27 protein-coding genes, 2 rRNA genes and 1 other annotated feature are annotated in these 25,157 nt (G+C 41.0%); of the genes, 1 reads left to right on the top strand and 28 read right to left on the bottom strand.

Annotation, left to right across the window (positions count from 1 at the left end; all coding sequences use genetic code 11):
- Nucleotides 1-75: 75 nt before the first annotated feature.
- From ACFSTH_RS00380 to ACFSTH_RS00295, 18 genes are all read right to left on the bottom strand, one after another.
- Entirely contained in the window at nt 76-687 is a 612-nt protein-coding gene (locus ACFSTH_RS00380) for a class I SAM-dependent methyltransferase (RefSeq protein WP_377770106.1), read from the bottom strand.
- A 141-nt stretch (nt 688-828) separates the two neighbouring features.
- On the bottom strand, nt 829-1,194 hold the full coding sequence (gene rplL / locus ACFSTH_RS00375) for a 50S ribosomal protein L7/L12 (protein WP_377770041.1): 366 nt from the start codon (nt 1,192-1,194) through the stop codon (nt 829-831).
- Nucleotides 1,195-1,295: 101 nt separating this feature from the next.
- Nucleotides 1,296-1,805, bottom strand: a complete 510-nt coding sequence (gene rplJ, locus ACFSTH_RS00370; RefSeq protein WP_377770040.1) for a 50S ribosomal protein L10 — start codon at nt 1,803-1,805, stop codon at nt 1,296-1,298.
- Nucleotides 1,806-1,863: 58 nt separating this feature from the next.
- Nucleotides 1,864-2,027 (bottom strand) — a sequence feature (ribosomal protein L10 leader region).
- Between the two features lie 33 nt (nt 2,028-2,060).
- Nucleotides 2,061-2,753: a 50S ribosomal protein L1 gene (rplA, locus tag ACFSTH_RS00365; protein ID WP_377770039.1), complete on the bottom strand. Its 693-nt coding sequence runs from the start codon at nt 2,751-2,753 to the stop codon at nt 2,061-2,063.
- Nucleotides 2,754-2,887: 134 nt separating this feature from the next.
- The gene (gene rplK / locus ACFSTH_RS00360) at nt 2,888-3,313 is read right to left on the bottom strand and encodes a 50S ribosomal protein L11 (protein WP_377770038.1); all 426 of its coding nucleotides are present in this window, start codon (nt 3,311-3,313) and stop codon (nt 2,888-2,890) included.
- A 57-nt stretch (nt 3,314-3,370) separates the two neighbouring features.
- A complete protein-coding gene (gene nusG / locus ACFSTH_RS00355; protein WP_377770105.1) occupies nt 3,371-3,904 on the bottom strand; it encodes a transcription termination/antitermination protein NusG in 534 nt (177 codons plus the stop codon).
- A 24-nt stretch (nt 3,905-3,928) separates the two neighbouring features.
- A complete protein-coding gene (gene secE, locus ACFSTH_RS00350; protein WP_377770037.1) occupies nt 3,929-4,138 on the bottom strand; it encodes a preprotein translocase subunit SecE in 210 nt (69 codons plus the stop codon).
- 20 nt (nt 4,139-4,158) lie between these two features.
- Nucleotides 4,159-4,308, bottom strand: a complete 150-nt coding sequence (rpmG, locus tag ACFSTH_RS00345; RefSeq protein WP_377770036.1) for a 50S ribosomal protein L33 — start codon at nt 4,306-4,308, stop codon at nt 4,159-4,161.
- 306 nt (nt 4,309-4,614) lie between these two features.
- Nucleotides 4,615-5,271: an RNA polymerase sporulation sigma factor SigH gene (gene sigH / locus ACFSTH_RS00340; RefSeq protein ID WP_377770035.1), complete on the bottom strand. Its 657-nt coding sequence runs from the start codon at nt 5,269-5,271 to the stop codon at nt 4,615-4,617.
- Between the two features lie 180 nt (nt 5,272-5,451).
- The gene (locus ACFSTH_RS00335) at nt 5,452-5,982 is read right to left on the bottom strand and encodes an NYN domain-containing protein (protein ID WP_377770034.1); all 531 of its coding nucleotides are present in this window, start codon (nt 5,980-5,982) and stop codon (nt 5,452-5,454) included.
- A gap of 5 nt (nt 5,983-5,987) precedes the next feature.
- Nucleotides 5,988-6,740 carry a 23S rRNA (guanosine(2251)-2'-O)-methyltransferase RlmB gene (gene rlmB, locus ACFSTH_RS00330; RefSeq protein ID WP_377770033.1) on the bottom strand — a complete coding sequence of 251 codons (753 nt, stop codon included), beginning with the start codon at nt 6,738-6,740 and terminating at the stop codon, nt 5,988-5,990.
- 38 nt (nt 6,741-6,778) lie between these two features.
- Nucleotides 6,779-7,228, bottom strand: a complete 450-nt coding sequence (locus ACFSTH_RS00325) for a Mini-ribonuclease 3 (RefSeq protein WP_377770032.1) — start codon at nt 7,226-7,228, stop codon at nt 6,779-6,781.
- A gap of 22 nt (nt 7,229-7,250) precedes the next feature.
- Nucleotides 7,251-8,675, bottom strand: coding sequence for a cysteine--tRNA ligase (cysS, locus tag ACFSTH_RS00320; protein WP_377770031.1), 1,425 nt, complete (start codon nt 8,673-8,675; stop codon nt 7,251-7,253).
- Nucleotides 8,672-9,400: a serine O-acetyltransferase gene (cysE, locus tag ACFSTH_RS00315; RefSeq protein WP_377770030.1), complete on the bottom strand. Its 729-nt coding sequence runs from the start codon at nt 9,398-9,400 to the stop codon at nt 8,672-8,674. Before cysE ends, cysS begins: the two co-directional genes overlap by 4 nt.
- Before the next feature lie 480 nt (nt 9,401-9,880).
- Nucleotides 9,881-11,356, bottom strand: a complete 1,476-nt coding sequence (gene gltX / locus ACFSTH_RS00310) for a glutamate--tRNA ligase (protein ID WP_377770029.1) — start codon at nt 11,354-11,356, stop codon at nt 9,881-9,883.
- 7 nt (nt 11,357-11,363) lie between these two features.
- Nucleotides 11,364-11,846: a 2-C-methyl-D-erythritol 2,4-cyclodiphosphate synthase gene (gene ispF / locus ACFSTH_RS00305; RefSeq protein ID WP_377770028.1), complete on the bottom strand. Its 483-nt coding sequence runs from the start codon at nt 11,844-11,846 to the stop codon at nt 11,364-11,366.
- Nucleotides 11,843-12,565 (bottom strand): 2-C-methyl-D-erythritol 4-phosphate cytidylyltransferase, encoded by a 723-nt coding sequence (gene ispD / locus ACFSTH_RS00300; protein ID WP_377770027.1) that lies wholly within the window; start codon nt 12,563-12,565, stop codon nt 11,843-11,845. The genes ispF and ispD overlap by 4 nt, the downstream gene beginning before the upstream one ends.
- 56 nt (nt 12,566-12,621) lie before the next feature.
- Complete coding sequence (locus ACFSTH_RS00295) at nt 12,622-13,719, bottom strand: PIN/TRAM domain-containing protein (protein WP_377770026.1); 1,098 nt, start codon at nt 13,717-13,719, stop codon at nt 12,622-12,624.
- Between the two features lie 177 nt (nt 13,720-13,896).
- On the opposite strand from ACFSTH_RS00295, the gene ACFSTH_RS00290 reads away from it, so the two are divergent.
- Nucleotides 13,897-14,295 (top strand): DUF1573 domain-containing protein, encoded by a 399-nt coding sequence (locus ACFSTH_RS00290; protein WP_377770025.1) that lies wholly within the window; start codon nt 13,897-13,899, stop codon nt 14,293-14,295.
- A 134-nt stretch (nt 14,296-14,429) separates the two neighbouring features.
- On the opposite strand, the gene pssA is transcribed toward ACFSTH_RS00290, so the two are convergent.
- The 10 genes from pssA to ACFSTH_RS00240 all read right to left on the bottom strand — a co-directional run.
- A complete protein-coding gene (gene pssA, locus ACFSTH_RS00285) occupies nt 14,430-15,170 on the bottom strand; it encodes a CDP-diacylglycerol--serine O-phosphatidyltransferase (protein WP_377770024.1) in 741 nt (246 codons plus the stop codon).
- A 33-nt stretch (nt 15,171-15,203) separates the two neighbouring features.
- A complete protein-coding gene (gene disA, locus ACFSTH_RS00280) occupies nt 15,204-16,280 on the bottom strand; it encodes a DNA integrity scanning diadenylate cyclase DisA (RefSeq protein ID WP_377770023.1) in 1,077 nt (358 codons plus the stop codon).
- 19 nt (nt 16,281-16,299) lie between these two features.
- Nucleotides 16,300-17,667 carry a DNA repair protein RadA gene (gene radA, locus ACFSTH_RS00275; protein WP_377770022.1) on the bottom strand — a complete coding sequence of 456 codons (1,368 nt, stop codon included), beginning with the start codon at nt 17,665-17,667 and terminating at the stop codon, nt 16,300-16,302.
- A 201-nt stretch (nt 17,668-17,868) separates the two neighbouring features.
- Complete coding sequence (locus ACFSTH_RS00270; RefSeq protein WP_377770021.1) at nt 17,869-20,334, bottom strand: ATP-dependent Clp protease ATP-binding subunit; 2,466 nt, start codon at nt 20,332-20,334, stop codon at nt 17,869-17,871.
- The gene (locus ACFSTH_RS00265; protein ID WP_377770020.1) at nt 20,331-21,416 is read right to left on the bottom strand and encodes a protein arginine kinase; all 1,086 of its coding nucleotides are present in this window, start codon (nt 21,414-21,416) and stop codon (nt 20,331-20,333) included. The genes ACFSTH_RS00270 and ACFSTH_RS00265 overlap by 4 nt, the downstream gene beginning before the upstream one ends.
- A gap of 26 nt (nt 21,417-21,442) precedes the next feature.
- On the bottom strand, nt 21,443-21,967 hold the full coding sequence (locus tag ACFSTH_RS00260; RefSeq protein WP_377770019.1) for a UvrB/UvrC motif-containing protein: 525 nt from the start codon (nt 21,965-21,967) through the stop codon (nt 21,443-21,445).
- A gap of 63 nt (nt 21,968-22,030) precedes the next feature.
- Nucleotides 22,031-22,492 (bottom strand): CtsR family transcriptional regulator, encoded by a 462-nt coding sequence (locus tag ACFSTH_RS00255; RefSeq protein ID WP_377770018.1) that lies wholly within the window; start codon nt 22,490-22,492, stop codon nt 22,031-22,033.
- A gap of 246 nt (nt 22,493-22,738) precedes the next feature.
- Entirely contained in the window at nt 22,739-24,196 is a 1,458-nt protein-coding gene (locus ACFSTH_RS00250) for an aldehyde dehydrogenase family protein (protein WP_377770017.1), read from the bottom strand.
- Between the two features lie 639 nt (nt 24,197-24,835).
- Nucleotides 24,836-24,952, bottom strand: a 5S ribosomal RNA gene (rrf, locus tag ACFSTH_RS00245).
- A 79-nt stretch (nt 24,953-25,031) separates the two neighbouring features.
- Nucleotides 25,032-25,157: ribosomal RNA gene (locus tag ACFSTH_RS00240) — 23S ribosomal RNA — on the bottom strand; the annotation flags it as partial.

Genomic DNA, 25,157 nt, shown 5'->3' with positions numbered 1-25,157 from the left:
TTTTTCATATATTCATGATATTTTTTCGTTATTTGCAAAACCAATCTATTAGCAGACATTTTTAGTGACTAAATACTAGTGTAGCGCTTTGTATGCGCGGAATACACGATAGCCTTTATCTTTCGTTACTTCTTCCACTCGTTCATACAACTCTAGTAACTTACGCTCAGCAGATGGAGCACCTTGTTTCTTTTGAATAACAACCCACATGCTTCCTCCTGGCTTTAACCATCGCTCACCTTCTTCAAATATACGATGAACGACTTCTTTACCAGCTCGAATCGGAGGATTGGTCACGATTACATCAAAGCTCGCTAGTTGACTAACCAATGAGGTGTACAAATCACTTTGTAAAATAGTAACATTATCGATATTGTTCAACTTTGCATTCTGCCTTGCTAGTTCTATCGCCCGTTCGTTAATATCTACCATCGTTACTTGACCGTCTTTAACTAGTTTAGATAGCGATAATCCAATAGGACCATAACCGCAACCAACATCTAACACTTGATCAGTAGAAGTTAATTGCACCGCTTCAATAAGAACACGGCTACCATAATCGACATTCGTTTTAGAAAACACACCACTGTCTGTTTTAAAACGAAATTTCTCGCCACGCAAAACTGTACTATACTCTTGACGCTGATGAGCTACTTGCGGTTGTTCTGTATAATAGTGGCCATTCATTCGATCCTTCATATATATCCACTCCCTGCCATGAACCATTGCTATGTAATGCTATACTTATTATTTCCTATAAAAAAATATAAACCCCTTGAAACAACAGTATCAAGGGGTAGTAGCTATTGTATAGCTTGTTTTATTAAATTACTTTACTTCTACTACAGCGCCAGCTTCTTCAAGCTTAGCTTTAACAGTGTCTGCTTCTTCTTGGCTAACTTTTTCTTTGATTGCTTTTGGAGCTGCGTCAACAAGTTCTTTAGCTTCTTTCAAGCCAAGACCTGTAATTTCGCGAACGATTTTAATTACGTTGATTTTTGAACCGCCTGGGCTATTCAAAATAACGTCAAACTCAGTTTGTGCTGCTTCAGCTTCGCCAGCACCAGCACCACCCATAACAGCTACTGGAGCTGCTGCAGTAACACCGAATTCATCTTCAATTGCTTTAACTAGATCGTTTAGTTCAAGAACAGTCATACCTTTGATCGCTTCTAGAATTTGCTCATTAGACATGATTATACCTCCGAAAATGGTTTTATTTTTTTATTAAGATCGCACAATGTCGATCTTTATCTATTACTCTACATAAATAGCAAGCTTACGCTGCTATTCTATTACGCTTGTGCTTCTGCTTCTTGCTTTTCTCCAACCGCTTTAACTGCAAGTGCAAAGTTACGCATTGGAGCTTGCAATACGCTAAGCAACATAGAAAGCAAACCTTCGCGTGAAGGAAGCTCAGCAAGCGCCTTAATTTGAGATACATCTACAACTTTACCTTCAACAACGCCACCTTTAAGTTTCAAAGCTTCGTTCTTTTTAGCAAAGTCGTTCAAAATTTTCGCCGGAGCGATTGCATCTTCGCCACTGAATGCGATTGCTGTTGGACCTGTCAATACTTCGTTCAGATCCGACAACCCTGCACCTTCAGTTGCGCGGCGTACTAATGAGTTTTTCAATACTTGAAACTCAACGCCTGCTTCGCGCAGTTGCTTACGTAGTTCTGTAACTTGCGCTACGTTCAAACCACGGTAGTCAGCAACTACAGTAGTAGAGCTTTGCGACAATTTTGAAGAAATTTCAGCTACTGCAGCTTCTTTTTGTTGAATGATTTTCGCGTTAGCCAAACTGTACACCTCCTATATTATTCGTACATCCCGTTCTTCTTGCGTAGTTCCCCACGCCTCGATGCATGAAAATGGCCTTCGCAGACAAACGCGAAGGCCATGATTCGTTATCGGTGCACATGTCCAACAGACATGTTTCATCTATAAACGTATATCATAACACCTCGGTAGGAAATTAAGCTTCGCAGCACCTACTGTCTACGGTATGCATATTCAATAGTCATCTCTGTTTCTCTTATCGGAGTTAACCGATAATTAACGTAATTCTGAAGCGTCAACACGTACGCCAGGACCCATTGTAGATGAAACAGATACATTTTTCAAGTAAATCCCTTTTGCCGCAGCTGGTTTCGCACGGTTTAGTGCTTCGATCAATGCATTAAGGTTATCAACTAACTTATCAGCATCGAATGAAGCTTTTCCGATTGGCGCATGGATTTGACCTGCTTTGTCTAGACGGTACTCGATTTTACCAGCTTTGATTTCTTGAACAGCTTTAGCTACATCAAATGTAACTGTACCAGCTTTAGGGTTTGGCATCAAGCCTTTACCACCAAGAATACGTCCAAGCTTACCAACTTCAGCCATCATATCTGGTGTAGCCACACAGACATCAAAATCGAACCAGCCTTGTTGAATTTTATTAATCATATCTGCATCGCCAACATAGTCAGCACCAGCAGCTTCAGCCTCTTTTACTTTTTCGCCTTTTGCGAATACAAGTACTTTTTGGCTTTTACCAGTACCATGAGGAAGTACTACTACCCCACGAACAGCTTGATCTTGCTTACGTGGATCTACTCCTAGACGAACAGCCATTTCAATAGACTCATCGAACTTAGCAGTAGCCGTTTTCTTAACGATCTCAATTGCTTGAGCCGGCGCATATGCAGCTTCTCTATCGATCAGCTTAGCCGCTTCAACATACTTTTTACCGCGTTTTGCCATTTTATATCCTCCTCCGTGGTTATATCGGAAATCCTCTATTAGGATCATCCTCCCACACAAGACAACAACAGTCTTGCATAGCGACGAGCTACTATAGCTCGGACTTCGATCATAAATCATCACTTACAAGTACATTAGTCTGTAATCGTAATTCCGATACTTCTAGCTGTACCTTCAACCATACGCATCGCCGATTCTACATTAGCTGCGTTCAAATCGGGCATTTTTGTTTCTGCAATTTCGCGAACTTTCGCTCGGCTTACACTTGCAACTTTTTTCTTGTTAGGCTCGCCTGAACCTTTATCGATACCTGCTGCTACACGTAGCAACACTGCCGCTGGCGGAGTTTTAGTTTCGAAAGTAAAGGAACGATCCTCGAATACAGAAATTACAACTGGAATGATCAAACCTGCTTGATCAGCCGTACGAGCGTTAAATTCCTTACAGAAAGCCATAATGTTAACGCCTGCTTGACCAAGTGCCGGACCAATAGGAGGAGCCGGATTAGCTTTACCTGCCGGTACTTGTAGTTTAACCAGTTTAATAACTTTTTTAGCCATGACTGACACCTCCTTGCTCTAATATCGATGCATCAGCTACAAACGCTTCATACATTGCTACACCTTTTCCACTTGAGTATAGTCAAGCTCAAGCGGTGTTTCCCTGCCAAACATGTTTACGTGAACCTTAAGCTTCGCTTTGTCTAGCAAAATTTCTTCCACCGTACCAACAAAATCTGTGAAAGGTCCTACTTTTACACGCACTGCTTCTTTCAATTCAAATTCGATCTTTGGTTTTGGCTCTTCCATGCCCATGTGTTTCAATATTTGATCCACTTCTTCAGGCAATAGTGGCGTTGGCTTCGAACCTGACCCCGTCGAACCTACGAATCCAGTAACGCCCGGTGTATTACGAACAACATACCAAGAATCATCCGTTTGAACCATCTCGACTAGTACATACCCAGGATAGACTTTGCGTTGAACAGTTTTTTTCTTACCGTCCTTCTCCACAATTTCTTCTTCCATAGGAACCAGTACCCGGAAAATTTTATCTTCCATCGACATCGATTCCACTCGACGTTCCAAATTGGCTTTGACTTTGTTCTCATATCCGGAGTAAGTATGCACGACATACCATCTTTTTTCCATCATCAATCCACCTTAATTCCCTTCTTAAACAATAAGTTCAATCAGAGAAGTGATTCCGATGTCAACCACCCAGAAATAAACAGTAATAAGCGCTACAGTAACCAATACAACGATTGTGTAGCTTGTCATTTCTTTACGATTTGGCCAGCGAACTTTCTTTAGTTCCGCCCAACTATCGGCAAAAAACTTGAACATTGAACTGAAACCTTGCTTTACCCTAGCTAGAAATGCCACGGTCACACCTCCATATTTGACTATCTCGTCTCGCGATGAGGAGTCTGCGAGTTACAAAACTTGCAAAACTTCTTCAACTCGATGCGGTCGGGGTGATTGCGCTTGTTCTTGGTGCTTGCATAGTTTCTCTGTTTGCAGTTTGTGCATGCCAACGTGATAATAACCCGCATTGAATTACACCTCCCGAACTGCTCAAAAATACGAATCATGAAGCTATATATGTGAATGTTCATTGATTCCAATTTCCAAACGATTTCCACAACGAAAAAAAACCTTATTCCAAGGCCTACCTAAACAATTTATCACATTGGCAACTATGTTGTCAATACGACGATTGTATCGATTGTTTCCCCTCATTGCTTACTTCGTTCACTAACTTCTTTTTCTACTTCCATTATAGACAAATACAATGGATTACATAACTAACGGGCTGTCTTCAATGCCCGAACCAGTCAGATCTTGAAGACAGCCCATCCTCATACCTTGCCACCCAAATCTCTAAGTTCCAAATAACGTTCCAACTTACGCTTTACTCTCTGAAGTGCATTATCAATCGATTTGACGTGCCTGTCCAGATCAACAGCAATTTCTTGATAGGATCGGCCGTCCAAATACAGCATGAGCACTCTGCGCTCTAGATCACTTAAAATTTCAGACATCTTGTACTCTAGCCCGCTGAATTCTTCTTGACTAATGATCAACTCTTCCGGATCAGAAACTCTATTACCACCAATAACATCTAGTAATGTTCGATCGGAATCTTCATCATAAATAGGTTTATCTAGCGAGATGTAAGAATTAAGAGGAATATGTTTTTGCCGGGTAGCTGTTTTGATCGCAGTAATAATTTGCCTTGTAATACATAATTCCGCAAATGCTTTAAAGCTAGCTAGCTTGTCTCCACGGAAATCTCGTATCGCCTTATAAAGTCCGATCATGCCTTCTTGCACTATATCTTCTCGATCAGCGCCAATAAGAAAATAAGATCTGGCTTTTGCTCTTACAAAGCTCTTGTATTTATTGATCAAAAACTCTAAAGCCAAGCTATCGCCTTGTCGGAATGCTTCCACAACTTCCTCGTCTGAACTGCAATCGTAATCGAGCGTACTCCATTCTCTGAGGTCGATACTCACTAACTATCCCTCCGGCCTGCAAGGCGTACACCATTATACTTATACCCTTGAAATATAGAGTCAGTATACATGATGAGACGTTATAACGTCAACCGATTTGCAGCGAATTCAGACGATTTAATAGAAATCCTGTCATTTTGTTACAATAATCCTGTTTTCCTCTGCATTTCCGCTTATTTGTTATTTTTCCCCTCGGCGCATTTGCTCCAATTTACTCCACACATCCACATGAATTATTTCATCTACAGTGTTTCTTTTGTTGCTATGAATGTCCTCTTTGACCTTTTTTCGAATCATTGCACGACAATGCCCTACTTCATTCAACAATTCGCGCGCTGATAATCGCAATGCTCCTTGTCCAAACGCAACGTGCTGCTCGACAAGATCAGATGTAGCTACATAAATATTATAACGTCGAGAATATAATTCATGACATAGTCGTTCGATACATTCGTCCGCTGTTTCTTTTTCTTTTGTAAACATAACCGTCAGTTTATGCTGTTTGTAGGTAGCTCCTCGACCTGGAACTTGATGTGCATCAAATATGACGTATACTTCCATTCCGGTGTATCCTTGATAATCAGCTAACATATCTAGCAAACGATCACGCGCATCTTCCAGTTGATGATGTTCTTTTAACTGATTAAGCTCCGGCCAAGCACCTATTATGTTATAGCCATCCACTAACAGTATATCTGCTCGACGTTTCATTGCTATTAAACTCGTCGTTGTCTTACAACTTCATACATTAATATTCCAGCGGCTACAGACGCATTTAATGAATTTAGCTGCCCGCGTAGTGGCAAGTTTACAATAAAATCGCATTTTTCTTTTACTAATCTGCCTAATCCTTTACTTTCATTACCAATAACTAGTGCTAGCGGTATGGAAAAATCAGTATTATGAACAGACTGACCGCTTCCAGCGTCTGCCCCACCTACCCAAACACCTTTTTCCTTCAACTTTTCAATCGTAGCTACCAAATTAGTAACCCGTGCTACCGGTACATATTCTGCGGCTCCCGCTGATATTTTCAATACAGTCGCTGTTAAACTAGCGGAGCGGCGCTTAGGTATAACAACACCGTGAACTCCCATACATTCCGCCGTTCGAAGTATCGAACCAAGATTGTGCGGATCTTCCAGCTCGTCCAATATAAGCAGAAACGGTTGCTCTCCCCGTTCTTCTGCCCGCTCAAGCAACTGTTCTACCTCTACATAAGCGATCGCAGCAGCCTGCGCTACAACTCCTTGATGGACAACACCAGGAACCATTGCATCTAACTTGCGTCGATCGACATATTGCACAATAATCCCTTGTTGTTTCGCCTCTGCCATGATCGGTCCTACTATATTCTTTTTGCCGCCTTCAACCATCCATATTTTATTAATTTCTCTTTCTGATCGCAATGCTTCTAGCACTGGATGCTTCCCAGCAATATAATTCTCCTCCGTTGTTTCCCCTAACATAAACAACCTCCGTTCTATATTTTGTTTTAACTTATTATTTACGTCTCTAACTTATTTTCTTCATGCGGTAATACTATCGCTAACAATTCCATAATTCGTTCCATTTGATTTTTATAATACAAATAACCGACCAAACATTCCAATGCAGTAGCTTGTCTATAATCGGCAACATCTGCATTTTTCGGTGGCGCTCCAGATTTCGTATTTCGCCCTCTTCGTACAACATCTTTTTCTTCCTCACTCAAATGAGGCTGCCACTGCTCCAATATTTGGCGTTGAGCAGCAGCAGAAACAAACTTTGTAGCCTGTTTATGCAGATGATGTGGCTTTTGATTCGGTAATGAAATTAAATATTGCCTAATGAGCATCTCATACACGGCATCACCGATGTAGGCAAGTACTACTGGATTCGTCTGTTCAGGCGATTTATTAGGTTGATAACCTACTCCTCCACTCCACTCTGGCACTAACGCTTCGCCCCTTTCCACTTAAATTACATATCTCTTGCTGTTATTTACGACGCCATTTCATGCCTTGTGGTGTATCTTCCAGTAATATTTGACGAGCTTGTAGGAGATCACGAATTTCATCTGCTCTAGCCCAATTTTTCGCTTGACGTGCTTCTACCCGTTCTGCAATCAACTGCTCAATATCCGCATCCAATAGCTCAACCTCTTGTACTGCTGGTAGTAGCCCTAGTGTAGCATCTATACGCTCAAACTGATCCAACAACAATTGTAACCCGGCTTTTGTTGCTAGCTCCTTCGAATTATTCATATACTGATTCGCTTCCAGCACTAATTCAAACAATGCTGTTATCGCATCTGAAGTATTAAAATCATCATTCATTTTCGCTTCAAATGTTTGAACAATTCGCGCTACCCGTACTTGTAACTGTTCGATCCCCGCTCCTTGCTCTGCTCCACTTTCCAATTCATTACTACTAAGCTGATGGCGCAAATTATTAATGCAATTGTCGATACGCTCCACACTATTTTCAGCTTGTTTAATCGTATCTGTACTAAAATTAAGCGGGCTACGATAGTGGGTAGCCAGCATAAAATAGCGAATCGCTCGCGGCTCAATTTGTTTGACAAGCTCGTGTACTGATATACCATTTCCTAGCGATTTGGACATTTTTACATTATCAATATTTATATACCCATTATGCATCCAATAGTTCGCAAACGGTTGACCAGTCAACGCTTCTGACTGTGCTACTTCACACTCATGATGCGGAAACTGCAGGTCACTACCACCACCGTGAATATCGAGTGTATCACCCAAATATGTGCGAGCCATTGCCGAGCATTCAATATGCCAACCCGGTCTTCCTTGTCCCCAAGGGCTGTCCCAGAACATTTCACCCGGCTTCGCCGTTTTCCACAGTACAAAGTCTTGCTCCGAATGTTTACGTTCATCCGTTTCGATTCGAATACCGAATTGTAACTCATCCAATTTTTGATGCGATAATTTACCATAGTCAGCAAATGTAGACGTATTAAAGTATACATCGCCTTCGCTTTCATAAGCATGCCCTTTATCAATCAAACCAGTAATAAACGTAATTATTTCTGCGACATGCTCCGTCACTCGTGGATACTTTGTTGACTCCTTCACACCAAGCGCCTGTACATCATCATGAAAAGCAGCAATGAATCGCTCTGCAACTTCTGGTACTGTCGTTCCCAATTGCTCTGCTTTTTGAATAAGCCGATCATCAATATCGGTAAAGTTAGTAATGTAGTTAACGTCATATCCCGCATATTCTAAATATCTTCTCACCACATCAAAAAAGATAGCTGGACGGGCATTACCAATATGAATATAATCATAAACGGTTGGACCACATACGTACATCTTTACTTTTCCTGCTTCCAGCGGCTGAAACAATTCTTTCTGACGCGTCATCGTATTATAAATACTGATACTCATTTCTCATTCTCCTTTTGCGATCCCATCACTATAGCTCCTTCACTTGATGGATCTACATCATTTTGCTTCCTTTGCTCTACAAAACTTGATTGATCATGGCGCAATCGATCCAATTCTTCCTGCAATTTAGCAATATCATCCTGCATACTACGGCATAATTCTATAACCGGATCGGGTAGTTTCGTATGATCTAATCGATCCACTCGCTCGCCATTCCGTTTCACCACTCGACCCGGATTGCCTACTACAGTAGAGTTATCTGGCACTTCACGTAACACGACAGCGTTCGATCCAACATTGGAATGATCTCCAACACGAAATGATCCGAGTACTTTCGCTCCACATCCGATAACGACACGATTACCAATCGTCGGATGTCGCTTTCCTTTTTCTTTTCCTGTACCGCCAAGCGTAACTCCTTGATAAATAATAACATCATCGCCAATTTCACAAGTTTCTCCAATAACGACACCCATCCCATGATCGATAAATAACCGCTGACCGATCGTTGCTCCTGGATGAATTTCAATACCTGTCATAAATCGACTAAACTGTGATACAAAACGCGCCAGTATAAACCATTTCTTTTTATATAGTTTATGCGCTACTCGATGTCCCCAAATAGCATGTAATCCAGAATACGATAAAATGACTTCCAGCTTGCTTCTAGCAGCTGGATCATTCTCAAAAATAACAGCAATATCTGATCGCAATTGACGAAACAAACGATTGACCCCCTCGCCTCCACTTAAGCACAGCTTTTTTTCACTCTCGTACATCAAAAAAAACAAAATAATGCCTCTGTAGCAACAATTGCTACAGAGGCATATATATTACGCGGTTCCACTCTGCTTGAGTGTGCAGTACATCGTGCCGCATTACAACGTATGACGCTTTAACGGACACTAGTGCTGACAATCATCTCCATCTCTTTAACGCAGAGTTACGTTGCTGCCTACTGTGCTAATATCACTGCGCCACATCCATCCATCGATTGCGCACGATTAACAGTTCGGAACAATGCTCACAGGTGCATTTTCCGTTCTGGCAGATGAGGTAACTTCCAGCCGCTTCATAACAGATATCGTTAGAAACATGATTACCTTCTCTGAGCATCTAGCCAAAACATACTTTTCCTGATCATCGCTCTTATTTTTAAATGATAGCTCTTTTTAGCCTTATTTTAGCCCTAGTATAGCGAATAGTTACACTGTTAACAAGTCTAATCTAGCCGTTAACCGTGTCGTTACTTTTTCTTTACCCAAAAGCCAAATGGATTGGTTCAAATCTGGACCATGCGTTTGACCAGTCAGCGCAGCACGAATCGGCATAAATAGTTGTTTCCCTTTACATCCCGTTTCCTTCTGCACCGCTTTAATCATCTCTTTCACCTTATCAGCAGAAAACTGTTCTTCTGTACAGTCCCCCATTTGTGCCAACAACGCTTGAAGTACGACAGGTACTTGTTCTTCTGCCAATACTGCTTGCGCTTCTTCTTCATCGATTACCGCTTGCTCAAAAAAGGTCGCTGTAAGCGATACAATTTCCGCACCATAACGCAGACGATCCTGATACAGCGCTACAAGCGCTCGCACCCATTGTTGCTTCGTTTCTTCCAATTGCTCATTTACCAAATTGGCTCGTTGCAAATGCGGCAAACAAAGTGCCACTACTTGCTCTACTGCTGCTTGCTTAATATATTCACCATTAATCCAGCTTAACTTATTCATATCAAACAATGCTGGGCTTTTAGCCAATCGTTCTGCTTTAAATATTTCGATAAGCTCTTCACGCGAGTACAATTCTCGCTCACCTTCCGGCGACCAGCCTAACAGTGTTATAAAGTTAAACATCGCCTCTGGCAAATATCCAAGATCGTCATACTGCCCAATAAACTGAATAATCGACTCATCGCGTTTACTTAGCTTTTTACGACTTTCGTTAACAATTAAGGTCATATGCCCAAATATTGGCGCTGGAAAATCTAATGCTTCATAAATCATTAATTGCCTTGGTGTATTGGAGATATGATCTTCCCCCCGTAATACATGACTAATTTTCATCAATTGATCATCAATCACAACAGCAAAGTTGTACGTTGCAATGCCATCTTTTTTAATAATGACAAAGTCGCCCATTTCGGTCGTATCGAAGCTGATCGTCCCTTTAACCAAATCATCAAAAGTATAATTACGGTTTTCTGGTACTCGAAAACGAATACTTGCTACCCGTCCTTCCGCTTCAAAAGCCGCTTGCTGCATCAAAGTCAGATCACGGTGCTTCCCAGAATAACGTGGTGTTTCGCCACGAGCTTTCTGCTCTTCCCGCTCTGCTTCCAATTCTTCTTCTGTACAATAGCAACGATACGCTAAACCAGCATCCATTAACTGCTCTGCGTATTTCATATAAAGTTCTAGTCGCTCTGTTTGTCGATATGGACCGTAATCTCCACCAACATCAACACTCTCATCCCAATCTATTCCTAACCAACGCAAATAGTGCAGCTGATTTTCTTCTCCGCCAGCAACATTCCGTTTCACATCGGTATCTTCTATCCGAATAATAAATTTACCGCCTTGACTACGTGCAAATAAATAATTGAATAATGCCGTTCTTGCATTCCCGATATGCAGATGTCCTGTTGGTGATGGTGCATAACGTACTCTAATTTGATCTGTCATTGTCGTCTTACCCCTCCTGGCGTATTAAACATACTACGGTTTGTGCAGCGATTCCTTCTCCTCTACCAACAAACCCTAACTGTTCTGTCGTCGTTGCTTTCACATTCACTTGCGTTATGTCCGCATCCAATGCTTTAGCAATAATAGTACGCATTTCTGGTATATATGGCAACATTTTTGGACGTTGCGCCATAATTGTACAATCGATATTACCTAATCGATAGCCTTGTTCTTTAATTAGTTTCCAAACATCTTCTAGCAATTTTAAACTATCCGCATCTTTATACGCTTCATCTGTATCCGGAAAATGAGTGCCGATATCGCCTAATCCAACTGCTCCCAGCACAGCATCGGTTACGGCATGTAGTAATACATCTGCATCGGAATGTCCGACTAATCCTTTTTCATACGGAATAGTGACGCCACCAATAATGCATGGTCTACCCTCTACTAATTGGTGAACATCGAAACCAGTTCCCACTCGTATCATACTAATTTCTCTCCTTCTTGTCTCTGTTGTCTCGTTTGTAATAACAATTCAGCGAATGGCAAATCATCAGGAGTTGTAATTTTAATATTCGTATATTCCCCTTCTGCTACCACCACTTTCGTGCCCATTCGCTCGACGATCATCGCATCATCGGTACCAACGAATTGCTCCTTTTGTGCTTGCTCATGCGCAGCATACAAAATAGTACGCTGAAAAGCCTGTGGCGTTTGGATCGCCCACAAGCTTTTTCTATCCGGAGTCGCTATAATAACACCTTGCTCATTCACTTGTTTAATCGTATCTTTCACTGGTACCGCTAGAACAGCAGCACCATCATTTTGCTCCGCAGCAGCGCAACATGTAGCGATAGCCTCTGGAGTGACCAGCGGTCTTACTCCATCATGGACAAGTATCCACTCCGACTTCATATGTTGTATTCCCTGCCATACGGAATGCTGTCGCTCTGTGCCACCAGCGATAACAGCTGTAACTTTATCTATCTGGTAGTCGCTTACCATCTGCTGTAGTCTAGCTACATCATGCTCTCCTACAACAACAACCATTTCACTTATAAACGCAAGTTTAGCGAATGTTTGCAACGTATGTATAATAATCGGTTGACCGGCAAGGGTCAAATATTGTTTGCTTTCTTTCGTCCCCATACGTGTTCCGCGACCTGCTGCTACAATAACTGCGCCAAACTGATTCGTTACAACCACTATATCTCTACCGCCTCACACTGTAATTCAATACGTTACTATATATTGTACAATGGTTACAGTGCTTTTTCCAACAATTTCGGCTTAGCAAATATCATTCGTCCTGCGGAGGTTTGTAGTACACTAGTAACTAACACTTCCATCGTCAGCCCAATATACTCTCTGCCGCCTTCTACTACAATCATCGTCCCATCATCTAAATAAGCGACACCTTGTCCAAATTCTTTGCCATCCTTGATTACTTGTACGACGATTTCTTCTCCTGGCAACACGACAGGTTTAACCGCATTCGCTAAATCATTAATATTTAGAACGGACACTCCTTGTAGCTCACAAACTTTGTTTAAATTATAATCGTTCGTAACCACTTTTCCGTGTAATGCTTTCGCCAGCTTCACTAACTTACTATCTACTTCACCAATTTCTTCATAATCGCCTTCATAGATTAATACTTTAATTTCTAATTCTTTTTGAATTTTATTTAAAATATCTAACCCACGTCGACCTCTATTTCTTTTCAACAAATCCGACGAATCAGCAATATGCTGCAATTCTTCTAATACAAACTGCGGAATAACCAAAATTCCTTCGATAAAGCCTGTTTTACAAATATCTGCAATCCGTCCATCAATAATAACGCTAGTATCCAAAATTTTATGTTCTTCGTATCTACTTTCCTCTACCGCAACTTCGGCTCCCGCTTTACGTTCAAACAACATATGGACAGTAGCACTTAACTCTTCTTGCTTGAGTAGACCAATACGCAGCCCTACATAGCCAAATACTAACGATAAAAATGCTGGTACTAGCTGTCCCAGACCACCCAAATCAGCTACGGAAGGATACAACATAACAGATAACAGCAATCCAGAAAGTAGTCCTAGTGATCCTGATACTAATTGTTTTAATGGTAACGCAGCTGTAGCTTCAACTGTTTGTTGCAAATAACCTGTAATTCTACTTGCCAATATCGATGCAGCAATCAAACCACCTAACGCTCCTACCGCTAAACTAATGTAATAAGTGCTTGTATGCTGTAAGAGCGATGACGATAATGTTGACCAGCTCGACATGGGTGAGAACAGCTTGTATAATTCTCTACCTGCCAAACCGCCAACGAACAAACCAATGAGTTGTATAATACGTTTCATCATTAATGGTTCACCTCCATTAACAATTATGTTCAATATTTACAACTTTAATCGTCCATTCCCTATTTAAGCGAAAATTATTAAAAAAAATTTTGTTTATTTTAGCAATCAACTTTTGTAAACAGCGCTCAGGGAGTCTATAATAGAGAGAGATTACATGAATAGAGGTGGGTGAAAGAAGTGGAACCGAATCATACTCCGTCGTTAGAAGAATTTCAACAGCAAGTATCGGAATTGCTACTGAGACACCGCAGCTTACTTGATGTTATGTCCAAATTTGGACAGTCCAATACAGCTGTGAATCGCGCCGTTACGAAAGCAGTAACTGATTGCGGCTGCATCGAAATTAACGCCCGCAAACAATCTTACTCCGATGATCTGGACGAAGCAAAAGCTACGATGCAAAGCCATCTATCTGGCGATCTATGCGAACATTGTCAAGATATACTGAAAACTGAGCTGGGACGAAACTTATTTTATACAACTGCATTATGCAATTTGCTAGACATTCAGTTGACAGAAGTTGTTGCTAATGAATCGAAAAAATGTTCTACCCTCGGTGTTTTTAATTTAACGTAAAGTTCGATAGCTGTAGCAGTGACCCTTTTTTTAAAAAGATCATCGTACACAGCAAAAAGACGCTCTTCGCTTATTACAAAGCGGGAGCGTCTTACTTTTCTAATATTTAATGTTAATTATATCTCCTACAGAAGTTATGCTAAAAATTCTGGTGGAGCATCTTCGTCTTGTTCAATGGAACTAGCTCGTTTTTTTTTACGTACATGGCGCCGATCAAATGTTTTCTTAAATCCGTACAGCGCATATAGCAATAATGGAATAAAAATAATTTTGGACAAATGATCGGTAAACATAATCCCTAGTACCAATGAAACAATAATGACAATCGGTACAAGCCAAAGTGCTGTCTTAGAAATACCAACACGTTTGAAATTAGGGTAACGTACTGTACTAACCATCAATAGTGCTAACACCACTGTCGCTAATACTAATATTCCCAAAGGAATACTATCACTAAACAAAGATAATGTAGCTAACACACTGCCCGCCGCCGGAATTGGAAGCCCTATGAAGTAACCAGCATTGCTCGTAATGACATTGAATCGTGCCAATCTAAGCGCACCACAGATAGGAAATAGTGCAGTTATAATCCAAGCAGCTGGAGAGTACATATCTTGAAAAGCAACTACATACATAATAAACGCTGGAGCGGCACCGAAAGAAACAACGTCCGCCAAAGAATCTAACTCTTTACCAAACTCGCTTTGTGCGTTTAACGCACGAGCAATACGACCATCTACACCATCGAGTAACATAGCTATAATTATCATCATTACGGCCATCGGTGTATCTCCGTTAAAGACCATTATAATTGCTATAATACCTAAAAATAAGTTGCCAATGGTGAACAAACTAGGAATTGATTTGGCTATCATGTTCACACCTCGCTTCCATCAATTGTAGGAGGTTTATATTTGCCTGTCAATAAACATTTGTTCCCTTATTCTTCTGAGACCATCTTGTATGGAGCGAGCACGGATTTCTCCAATACCATCCACCGCATCCAATTCTTCGATAGTAGCCATTTGAATACGCGGTAAATGTCCAAATTTTTCTATTAAATTATTTATAATAATAATAGGTAATCTTGGAATTTTACTCAAAATGCGATATCCTCTTGCAGCAACGGATTCTTCGAGAATAGTATTGACATGTGGGTAGCCAATTAATCTGATAATCGGTGTTAAATCAAGTAATTCATCCCATGTTAGTTTGCGTAGCGCTGTACGAATATCTCTAATCTTCTCGTCACTGTTTTCTTTTGCATAATCCTTTAACATATACCAAGCATCCTGCTCCACGCCACCAATTAGCTCCTCCATTTGCATACTAATCAGTCGGCCTTCTGTACCAAGCTCATTAACATAACGTTTAATTTCCATTTTGACCCGCAATACCATTTCTACTCGCTGAATAACATGTGCCACTTCTTGTAACGTCACCAATTCCTCAAACTCAAAGGCTGACAAATTCGTTAACGCTTGAATAAGTACCGCTTTATATTTTTCCAACGTTTGAATCGCTTGGTTTGCTTTGGTCAGAATAACGCCAATATCTTTGAGCGAATAACGTAAATTACCCATATAGAGTGTAATAACATTACGACGTTGCGATATCGATACGACTAATTTTCCGGTTTGTTTGGCTACACGTTCTGCTGTACGATGTCTAATGCCTGTTTCGGTAGAAGGAATAGTGCTTAGAGGGATAAGTTGGGTATTGGCATACAATATCCGCCGCATATCTTCACTCATAATAATAGCACCGTCCATTTTAGCAAGTTCATACAAATAGTTAGGGGAGAAGTCACAATTAATCGAAAACCCTCCATCGACTACTTCCATCACTTCCGGGCTATAACCAACTACAATTAGAGCACCTGTTTTTGCTCGCAAAACATTTTCTAGTCCATCTCGAAATGCTGTACCAGGAGCTACGAGCGGTAATAATTGATTCATTATTTCTTGTGGTGTCGGTTCTTTCATTATCTCTGTACTTCCCCCTTTATCCCAGTGCCGCTTTTAAAGCTTCCGATACTGTATTTACTCCAACTAATTCTATTCCAGCAGGCGCTTTCCAGCCTTTCATACTTTTCTCTGGCATAATCACTCGTTTAAATCCTAATTTAGCCGCTTCTCTAACCCGCTGCTCTGCTCGTGAAACTGCCCGAACTTCTCCAGTCAGCCCTACTTCACCAAATACAACATCATATGGTCTTGTAGGCGCATCTCGGAAGCTTGATGCCAAGCTTACTGCAGCTGCCAAATCCACCGCTGGCTCATCTAATTTTACACCACCAGCGACATTTAAATAAGCATCTTGCGTTTGTAAAAACATACCATTTCTTTTTTCCAATACAGCAATAATTAACGCCATTCGGTTATGGTCCATTCCGGTACACATACGGCGAGGTGAAGGGAAATTCGTTGTCGCTACCAGCGCTTGCAATTCCACTAAAACCGGTCTAGTTCCTTCCATACTACAAACAACGGTAGAACCTGCCACACCAAGCGGACGCTCCGATAAAAACAACTCCGATGGATTAGAAACTTCTCTAAGTCCACTTTCACCCATTTCAAAAATCCCAATTTCATTAGTAGATCCAAATCGATTTTTCACCGCGCGCAGCAACCGATATGTATGATGGCGTTCTCCTTCAAAATACAGCACACTATCTACCATATGTTCCAGTAGCCTTGGTCCAGCAATAGCTCCTTCCTTCGTAACATGCCCGACTAACACAGTCGCAATACCTTTTATTTTGGCTGTGCGCATAAAATGAGCAGTACATTCTCTTACTTGAGATACACTGCCAGGAGCAGACTGTACCGTAGGATCAAAAACCGTCTGAATAGAATCGATAACTAAAAAGTCTGGCTCTAAAGATTCGATTGCCTCGTTTACATGATCCATATTCGTTTCGCATAGCACATACAACGTTTCAGTTAACGCACCTAGCCGATCTGCGCGCATACGCGTTTGACGGACAGATTCCTCACCTGATATATATAAAACCTTTAACCCTTTACTTGCGAGCGCATGTGAAGTTTGTAATAGTAGCGTTGACTTACCGATTCCCGGATCGCCTCCGACCAAAATCAAAGAGCCTGGGACAACTCCACCACCTAATACTCGATTCAATTCCACCAACGAAGTTTCAATTCGCGGTTCCCGCTCATTATCTATATGTATGATCGACTGCGGCTTTTCTTTCGTATGAATCGACGACAAACCTACACCTTTTGTTTTCAATATGGTTTCTTTCTCTTCTACCATCGTATTCCATGCGTGACACCCTGGACATTTGCCGTACCATTTGGCATATTCTGCGCCACACTCTGTACAAACAAACTTTGTTTTCACTTTTGCCACCAAATTCACCTACTCCATACTCATCCTTATAAATTGTACCATTATCTCTACAACCAAGAAAGAAAATTTGTCACTTCATCCATATATATTTACCTATGCTACCCGCTTCTGCACATCTATCTACAGAAAAAAAGCTACCCAGTCGTCAATTTACACTGACTTCTAAGTAGCTTTCTTCGTTTATACTATTTGATCGTTACATTACTTCGCTGACTCTGCTGCTTCCTCTTGCTTAACGACAGTATCTGATTTATCTACAATTAGTTTGCCATCTTGCTCATCAATGATGAACGTATCACCTTTTTTGATGTTACCAAGCAATAATTCTTCTGACAACCGATCTTCAATATGTTTTTGAATCGCTCGACGCAACGGTCTAGCACCATATTGTGGATCGAAACCTTCTTTTGCCAAAAACTGCTTAGCCGCATCCGTTACGGTAAAATTAATTTCTTGTTCTTGCAGTCGATGACGCAATTCATCAGCCATCAACGTAACAATCTCTGAAATATGTTTTTTCTCCAATGAATGGAACACAATTATTTCATCGATACGGTTCAAGAACTCTGGACGGAAGCTCTTTTTCAATTCATCCAACACTTTGTTTTTCATAACAGAGAACTCGTGTCCAGCATCTTCTACTGCTGTAAAGCCAAGCGATGAATTCTTTTTAATTTGATCTGCACCAACATTAGATGTCATAATAATAATTGTGTTACGGAAATCGACTAAACGCCCTTTAGAATCTGTCAGACGACCATCTTCTAACACTTGCAACAAGATGTTAAATACTTCTGGATGCGCCTTTTCAATTTCATCTAACAAGACAACAGAGTACGGTTTACGTCTTACTTTTTCCGTCAGTTGTCCACCTTCTTCATAACCAACATATCCCGGAGGGGCACCAACTAAACGAGAAGTTGCATGTTTCTCCATGTACTCCGACATATCTATCCGGATAACAGCATCTTCATCACCGAACATAGCTTCTGCAAGCGCACGTGCTAGTTCCGTCTTACCAACACCAGTCGGTCCTAAGAAAATAAATGAACCTATTGGACGCTTCGGATCTTTCAAGCCGGCTCTTGCCCGACGAACCGCTCTCGATACTGATTTGACCGCTTCTTCTTGCCCAATCACACGACCATGTAGTATCGACTCCATCTTCAATAGTCGATCTGTTTCTTCTTCTGCCATTTTGGTAACCGGAATTCCTGTCCAGCTAGCTACTACTTGTGCAATATCATTTGGTGTCACTTCAGAATCGGTACGACCTTGTTTTTCTTTCCATTCATTTTTCGTCGTATCAAGTTCATTACGAATTTTTTGTTCCGTATCACGAAGAGCCGCAGCTTTTTCAAATTCCTGACTTTGGACTGCTGCATCTTTTTCCTTGCGAATATCTTCCAATCTATTTTCTAGTTCTTTAAGATTAGGTGGAACTGTATATGTTTGCAAACGAACTTTCGAACCTGCTTCATCGATTAAATCGATTGCTTTATCCGGTAAAAAACGATCCGTAATATAACGATCAGACAACTTCACAGCTTGCAAAATAGCTTCATCTGTAATTTTTACACGGTGATGTGCTTCATAGCGATCACGTAATCCGTATAATATTTGAATCGCTTCTTCTGGTGACGGTTGATCCACTGTAATTGGTTGGAAACGACGCTCTAAGGCAGCATCTTTTTCGATATATTTACGATATTCATCCAACGTTGTTGCACCAATACATTGCAGTTCCCCACGAGCTAGTGCCGGCTTCAAAATGTTAGAAGCATCAATTGCTCCTTCCGCTCCTCCAGCACCAATTAACGTATGCAGCTCGTCAATAAATAAAATGACGTTACCTGCTTGACGAATTTCATCCATTATTTTTTTCAAACGATCTTCGAATTCACCACGATATTTTGTACCAGCTACGACAGATCCCATATCTAAAGTCATTACTCGTTTATCACGCAATGTTTCTGGAATTTCGTTGTCAATAATTTTTTGCGCTAATCCTTCTGCTACCGCCGTTTTACCAACACCAGGCTCTCCAATTAAGACAGGGTTGTTTTTCGTACGACGACTTAACACTTGAATAACACGCTCAATTTCTTTGCCACGCCCAATAACAGGGTCTAAATTTCCTTCCTTAGCAGCAGCAGTCAAATCACGAGCCAAACCATCTAAAGTAGGAGTACTCATATTCGATGGTGCGCTATGATTGCTTGATGCCGCCTCACTACTACCAAGCAATTGCAGTACTTGTTGACGTGCTTTATTTAAGTTAATGCCCAAATTGTTAAGCACACGAGCAGCAACACCTTCTCCTTCACGGATCAGTCCAAGCAATATATGCTCTGTTCCTACATACGTATGACCCAACTTACGAGCTTCATCCATCGATAATTCAATTACTTTTTTCGCACGCGGTGTATAGGCAATATTTGTTGGCTGCTCTTGTCCACGCCCGATTAAAGCTTCCACTTCATCTTGAATTTTTTCCAATCCTAATCCAAAACCAGTTAGTGCCTTTGCAGCTATGCCTTCCCCTTCGCGAATCAAGCCAAGCAATATATGCTCTGTTCCTATATTATTATGACCTAAACGTACCGCTTCTTCCTGCGCCAATGTCAAAACCTTCTGTGCTCGTTCTGTAAATCGTCCAAACATCATTCATTAGCACCTCCATCTTCATAATTACTATTCAAATGATTGCGGATTAGTTCCGCTCGACGTAAGTCTCGCTGCTCCGGTGTCAACGTATCTTTAAATATTTTTTGCAAAAATCCGGGCTGAGTCTTTACTAACAACTCATTTAATGTTTGTGAAGAGATGCCAGTCAATATACCGGTATCTACACCAAGCCAAACATCGGACAACCGTTGAGCTGCCTCTTTGGAATCCATAATTGCCGCATGTGATAAAATACCATAAGAACGTCTAATACGATCCTCCATGCGTAATTTGGATTCTTCTAGCAACTTTCTGCGAGCTGCCTTCTCATGTTCTATGATTTGTGCAGCCACACTATGCAAGTTATCAATAATTTCTTCCTCAGATAATCCTAAAGTAATTTGATTCGATATTTGAAATAAGTTACCTAACGCTTCGCTACCTTCTCCATATAGCCCACGTACAGCTAAACCGACCTGCGTCACTGCCGACAATATGCGGTTAATTTGCTTAGTTAACACCAGCGCTGGCAAGTGCATCATCACAGACGCTCGCAACCCTGTCCCTACATTCGTTGGACATGCCGTCAAATACCCATGCTGTTCATCAAATGCATAATCAAGCTCATGTTCAAAGGCATCATCCAACTGATTAGCTAGTTGCCATGCTTCTTTTATTTGAAATCCAGGATATATCGATTGAATACGTAGGTGATCTTCTTCATTGATCATAATACTGATGGATTCGTTCTCACTAAGCAAAACAGCACCAACACGAGATTCATTGACCAAGCTTGGACTGATCAAATGTTTCTCTACCAACACTTGTCTATCGAGATCATCCAGCTCGGATAGCAATATTGTTTCCAGTGAGCCGAATGGAGCTGTATCAAACGATTGAGCTGCTGCTTGCAATTGCTCCAATACATCCGCTGCTTGCTGATTAGTCGCTAACATCGGAAACGGCTGATCACCTAGGTTTCGGGCTAGCCTTACTCGGCTACTAATGACGATTTCAATTTCCGGACCGCCGCCTTTCATCCAATCATTTAATGCATGTTCAGTAAATCGTTGCTTATCCAACAGTCTCACTCCTCTCATCCGTATTATTAACCATTTATTTTTCGCTCTAACTCACGAATTCGATCACGTAAACTAGCCGCTTGTTCAAACTCTTCTTGCTGAATATATGTTTGCATTTCTTTACGAAGTTGTTCGATTTCACGTTTACATTGAATTCTACCACCAGTACGTTTTGGCACTTTACCACTATGGGTAGTGTTACCATGTACTCGTTTCAACAATGGGTCTAGACGAGGTGAAAATTGCTGATAACAACTACTACAGCCGAATCTGCCTATTTTACTAAACTGTGTATAAGTAAGCCCACATTCTTCACAACGCATCGATTGTTGAGCGTCAGTCGGAAGAGCAGATGGACTACTGCCCAGCTTTTCAAAATCAAGCAGTCCAGACAACAGGCTGTGTATCGAAAAACTATTCGTTGCTCCCGGCATCGCTTCCCCTTTGTCTCTCGCGCAGCTTTCGCACAAATGAAATTCTGTTTTATCACCGTTAATTATTTTAGTGAAATGAAGAGTTGCCTGTCGCTTACCACATTCTTGACAGAACATGCCTGATTCCTCCCTTCTATAGGATAGACTTTATACTACAATTATAAGACAGCTGCTACACATCTAACGCGATAACAAAGCAATTAACATTGCTCGTAATAATCTTGCTCTTACTTGATCTCTCAGCGGTAATGTTAATCCTATCGTTTCACGGTGAATAGCGGCTTTTAATAAATTTACTTCACGTGCTGTAATCATCTCTGCCTGGACTAATTGATAAATTAACCCTTCTGCATTCGTTTGATCTAAACTGTTACCTATCGTTTTTTCAATATGGTGCGAAATCATTTGCAAAGCTGGCAATTCTACTCGTTGAATCCGAATATAGCCACCACCTCCACGTTTACTCTCTACCATATATCCCTTCTCTAGTGTAAATCGTGTACTAATAACATAATTAATCTGAGAAGGAACACAAGAAAATCGATCAGCCAATTCATTACGTTGAATCTCTACAGCGCCATCATCACTTTTATCTAGTTTAAGTTTCAAAAACTGTTCAATGAGATCGGAAATATTCCGCAATGGCACCAACCTCCTGAATAGTGTAGTTTAATTTACTTTCATACTTGCTTTACTTGACTTTGACTTTCTTTGACCTTAATAATTATTATACGCAAAATTTTACGTTTTGCAACCCCTCTACTTTATTTTTTTATCTATTCACTCAAATTTTCTTTTACACTTTTCCCGATAAATCTTAAAATACTTCTCCTCTACAGTTTGCTGTTTTCTGTACAATTTATACATCCAATTACGCTTTTCTTATGATCAAATCGGAGGTATCGCAGCTGGCATACTATTCATCACTACTAACTTTAGTTGCATCATCGCTTGCATAGCATACTTCACGCCTTCTCTACCAATTCCGCTACTTTTCACTCCACCATACGGCATATGATCTACACGAAACGTAGGAATATCATTAATAATAACTCCACCAACTTCTAATTGTTGTGCAGCTCGCAATGCAGTAGTCATATCATTTGTATAAATACCAGCCTGCAAACCGTAACGTGAATCATTCACTTGTACGAATGCTTCATCCATCGATGAAACAGCTGTTATTACTACTACTGGTGCGAATAGTTCCTCACGACATATTTGCAAATCGGGATGAGCATCAACGACTATTGTCGGAGCAAATATGCCATCAATTACCGTACCACCCAAAACAACCTTTGCACCTTTTGCCTTCGCTTCTTCCAACCATTGCTGTACCCGTTCATCTTCTCGTTCCGATATAAGAGCCGACATATTTGTCTCCAGCTCGAGCGGGTGTCCTAACTTTAACTGCTTACTTCGCTCTACTAACGTATTAACTAATTGCTCATAGCTCGATTCATGCACGTAAATCCGCTGTACAGCAATACAAACCTGTCCTTGATAAGCAAACGCTCCTGTCACTACTCGTTCGGCAATAGCCGCTATATTCACATTATTATCTACAATCAACGCTGCATTCGAACCAAGCTCTAACACTACTTTTTTCATACCTGCTTGCTGCTGTAACTGCTTTCCAATCTGTTCACTACCTGTAAAAGTAATCATCGCCACTCGCTCATCCCGAGTAAGCACATCACCAGCTACTGCTCCTGGAGCAGTAATAACGTTTAATGCGCCGCTCGGCAAACCTGCTTGATGAAATATCTCCGCAATAAAATAAGCCGATAGTGGCGTTTGTGAAGCCGGTTTTAAAACGACCGTATTACCAGCTGCAATCGCAGGACCAACTTTATGAGCAACTAAGTTAAACGGAAAATTAAATGGCGTAATCGCTGCGATAACACCAAGCGGTTCCTGCATCGTATAAGCAACTTTACCTTCCGCTCCCCTTTGTGCATCTAATGGTATTGTCTCCCCATATATCCGTTTCGCTTCCTCCGCTGCAAACTTATACGTCTGAACCGTTCGCTCTATTTCTGCTAAAGCTAATTTCAGCGGTTTTGCTGCTTCATATGCAATTAATTGTGCTGCTTCCACTTCTCGCTCCTTCAATTGCACAGCGACCCGTTCCAAAATTGCGGCTCGTTCATGAGCAGCCATTCGCTTCATTGTTTGGCGCGCACGATCAGCAGCTGCAATTGCCGCTGCTATATCAGCTTCACCTGCCACCGCAATACTTGCTATCCGCTCCTTGGAATAAGGAGCAATCAATTGACTATACTTTGTCGCTTCACACCACTTGCCATCAATCCATAACTTTTTTACACCATATCGCAACATCATTCCACCCTCGTTCCGTCACTTTATTATTTCAGCTTTATCATATCAAATTGAAACGACTTAGTCCTACAAAGACATTGAAATTTACAACATGTATAGCGTATCCCCTAGGCTCAGTAGTTACTAAACAAAGTAGATACGCTATACTTAATTAAAACATAACGCTATGCAATGCAGTTACTTAAAACGTCCCTCTCTATAGATTCGTTTGTAATTCCGATAAGAATACATAGTAGAAGAGATACCACTGTCAGTTGCCATATATCTATAACCTTACTAGCATGAATAGCCGTAGGCATCACAGACTAAAGAAGAATTGTATCGCTAAATGATGAATATCGAGGTGAAATAATTTCTAAAGAAGATTTTAAGTCTTATGTATAGAAAAGGAGCTCCAAATAGTGGTATATGGCATGATTAACGTTATAAATCTTCCTTAGATTTTTAAAAGGGCGTTTGTTGGGTAAATAAGGTGATTATTCTTCGTTAGAATTTTTAATTTAAAATTCCACATTACATCTACTGAGCAAAGAGGATACGTATCAAAAGAAAAAAAGAAGGCGATAGAATATTATAGAGGATAAAAACCTTAAAACAACAAAACAAAAAACCTGTCACAGTAACTGTGACAGGCCCTTCGTCGCTTGGCAGCCTCCTACTCTCCCAGAACCCTGCGGTTCAAGTACCATCGGCGCTGGAGGACTTAACGGTCGTGTTCGAGATGGGTACGCGTGGTTCCCCTCCGCCATCACCACCAAACGTCAAACAAAAGAAAGTTTACACCTTCAAAACTGGATAGGAACATCGTCGCTTGTTACACACCGCTTGCTTCATTCATTAGGATAAGCCCTCGACCGATTAGTATTCGTCAGCTCCGCACATTACTGTGCTTCCACCCCGAACCTATCAACCTCGTCGTCTTCAAGGGGTCTTACTAATTGGGAAAATTCATCTTAAGGGGGGC

This window comes from Paenibacillus yanchengensis (genome assembly GCF_042684845.1).
GTDB lineage: Bacteria > Bacillota > Bacilli > Paenibacillales > Paenibacillaceae > Pristimantibacillus > Pristimantibacillus yanchengensis.
Note: the sequence above shows the minus strand (reverse complement) of the source record. Positions and strands in the feature narration are given on the sequence as shown.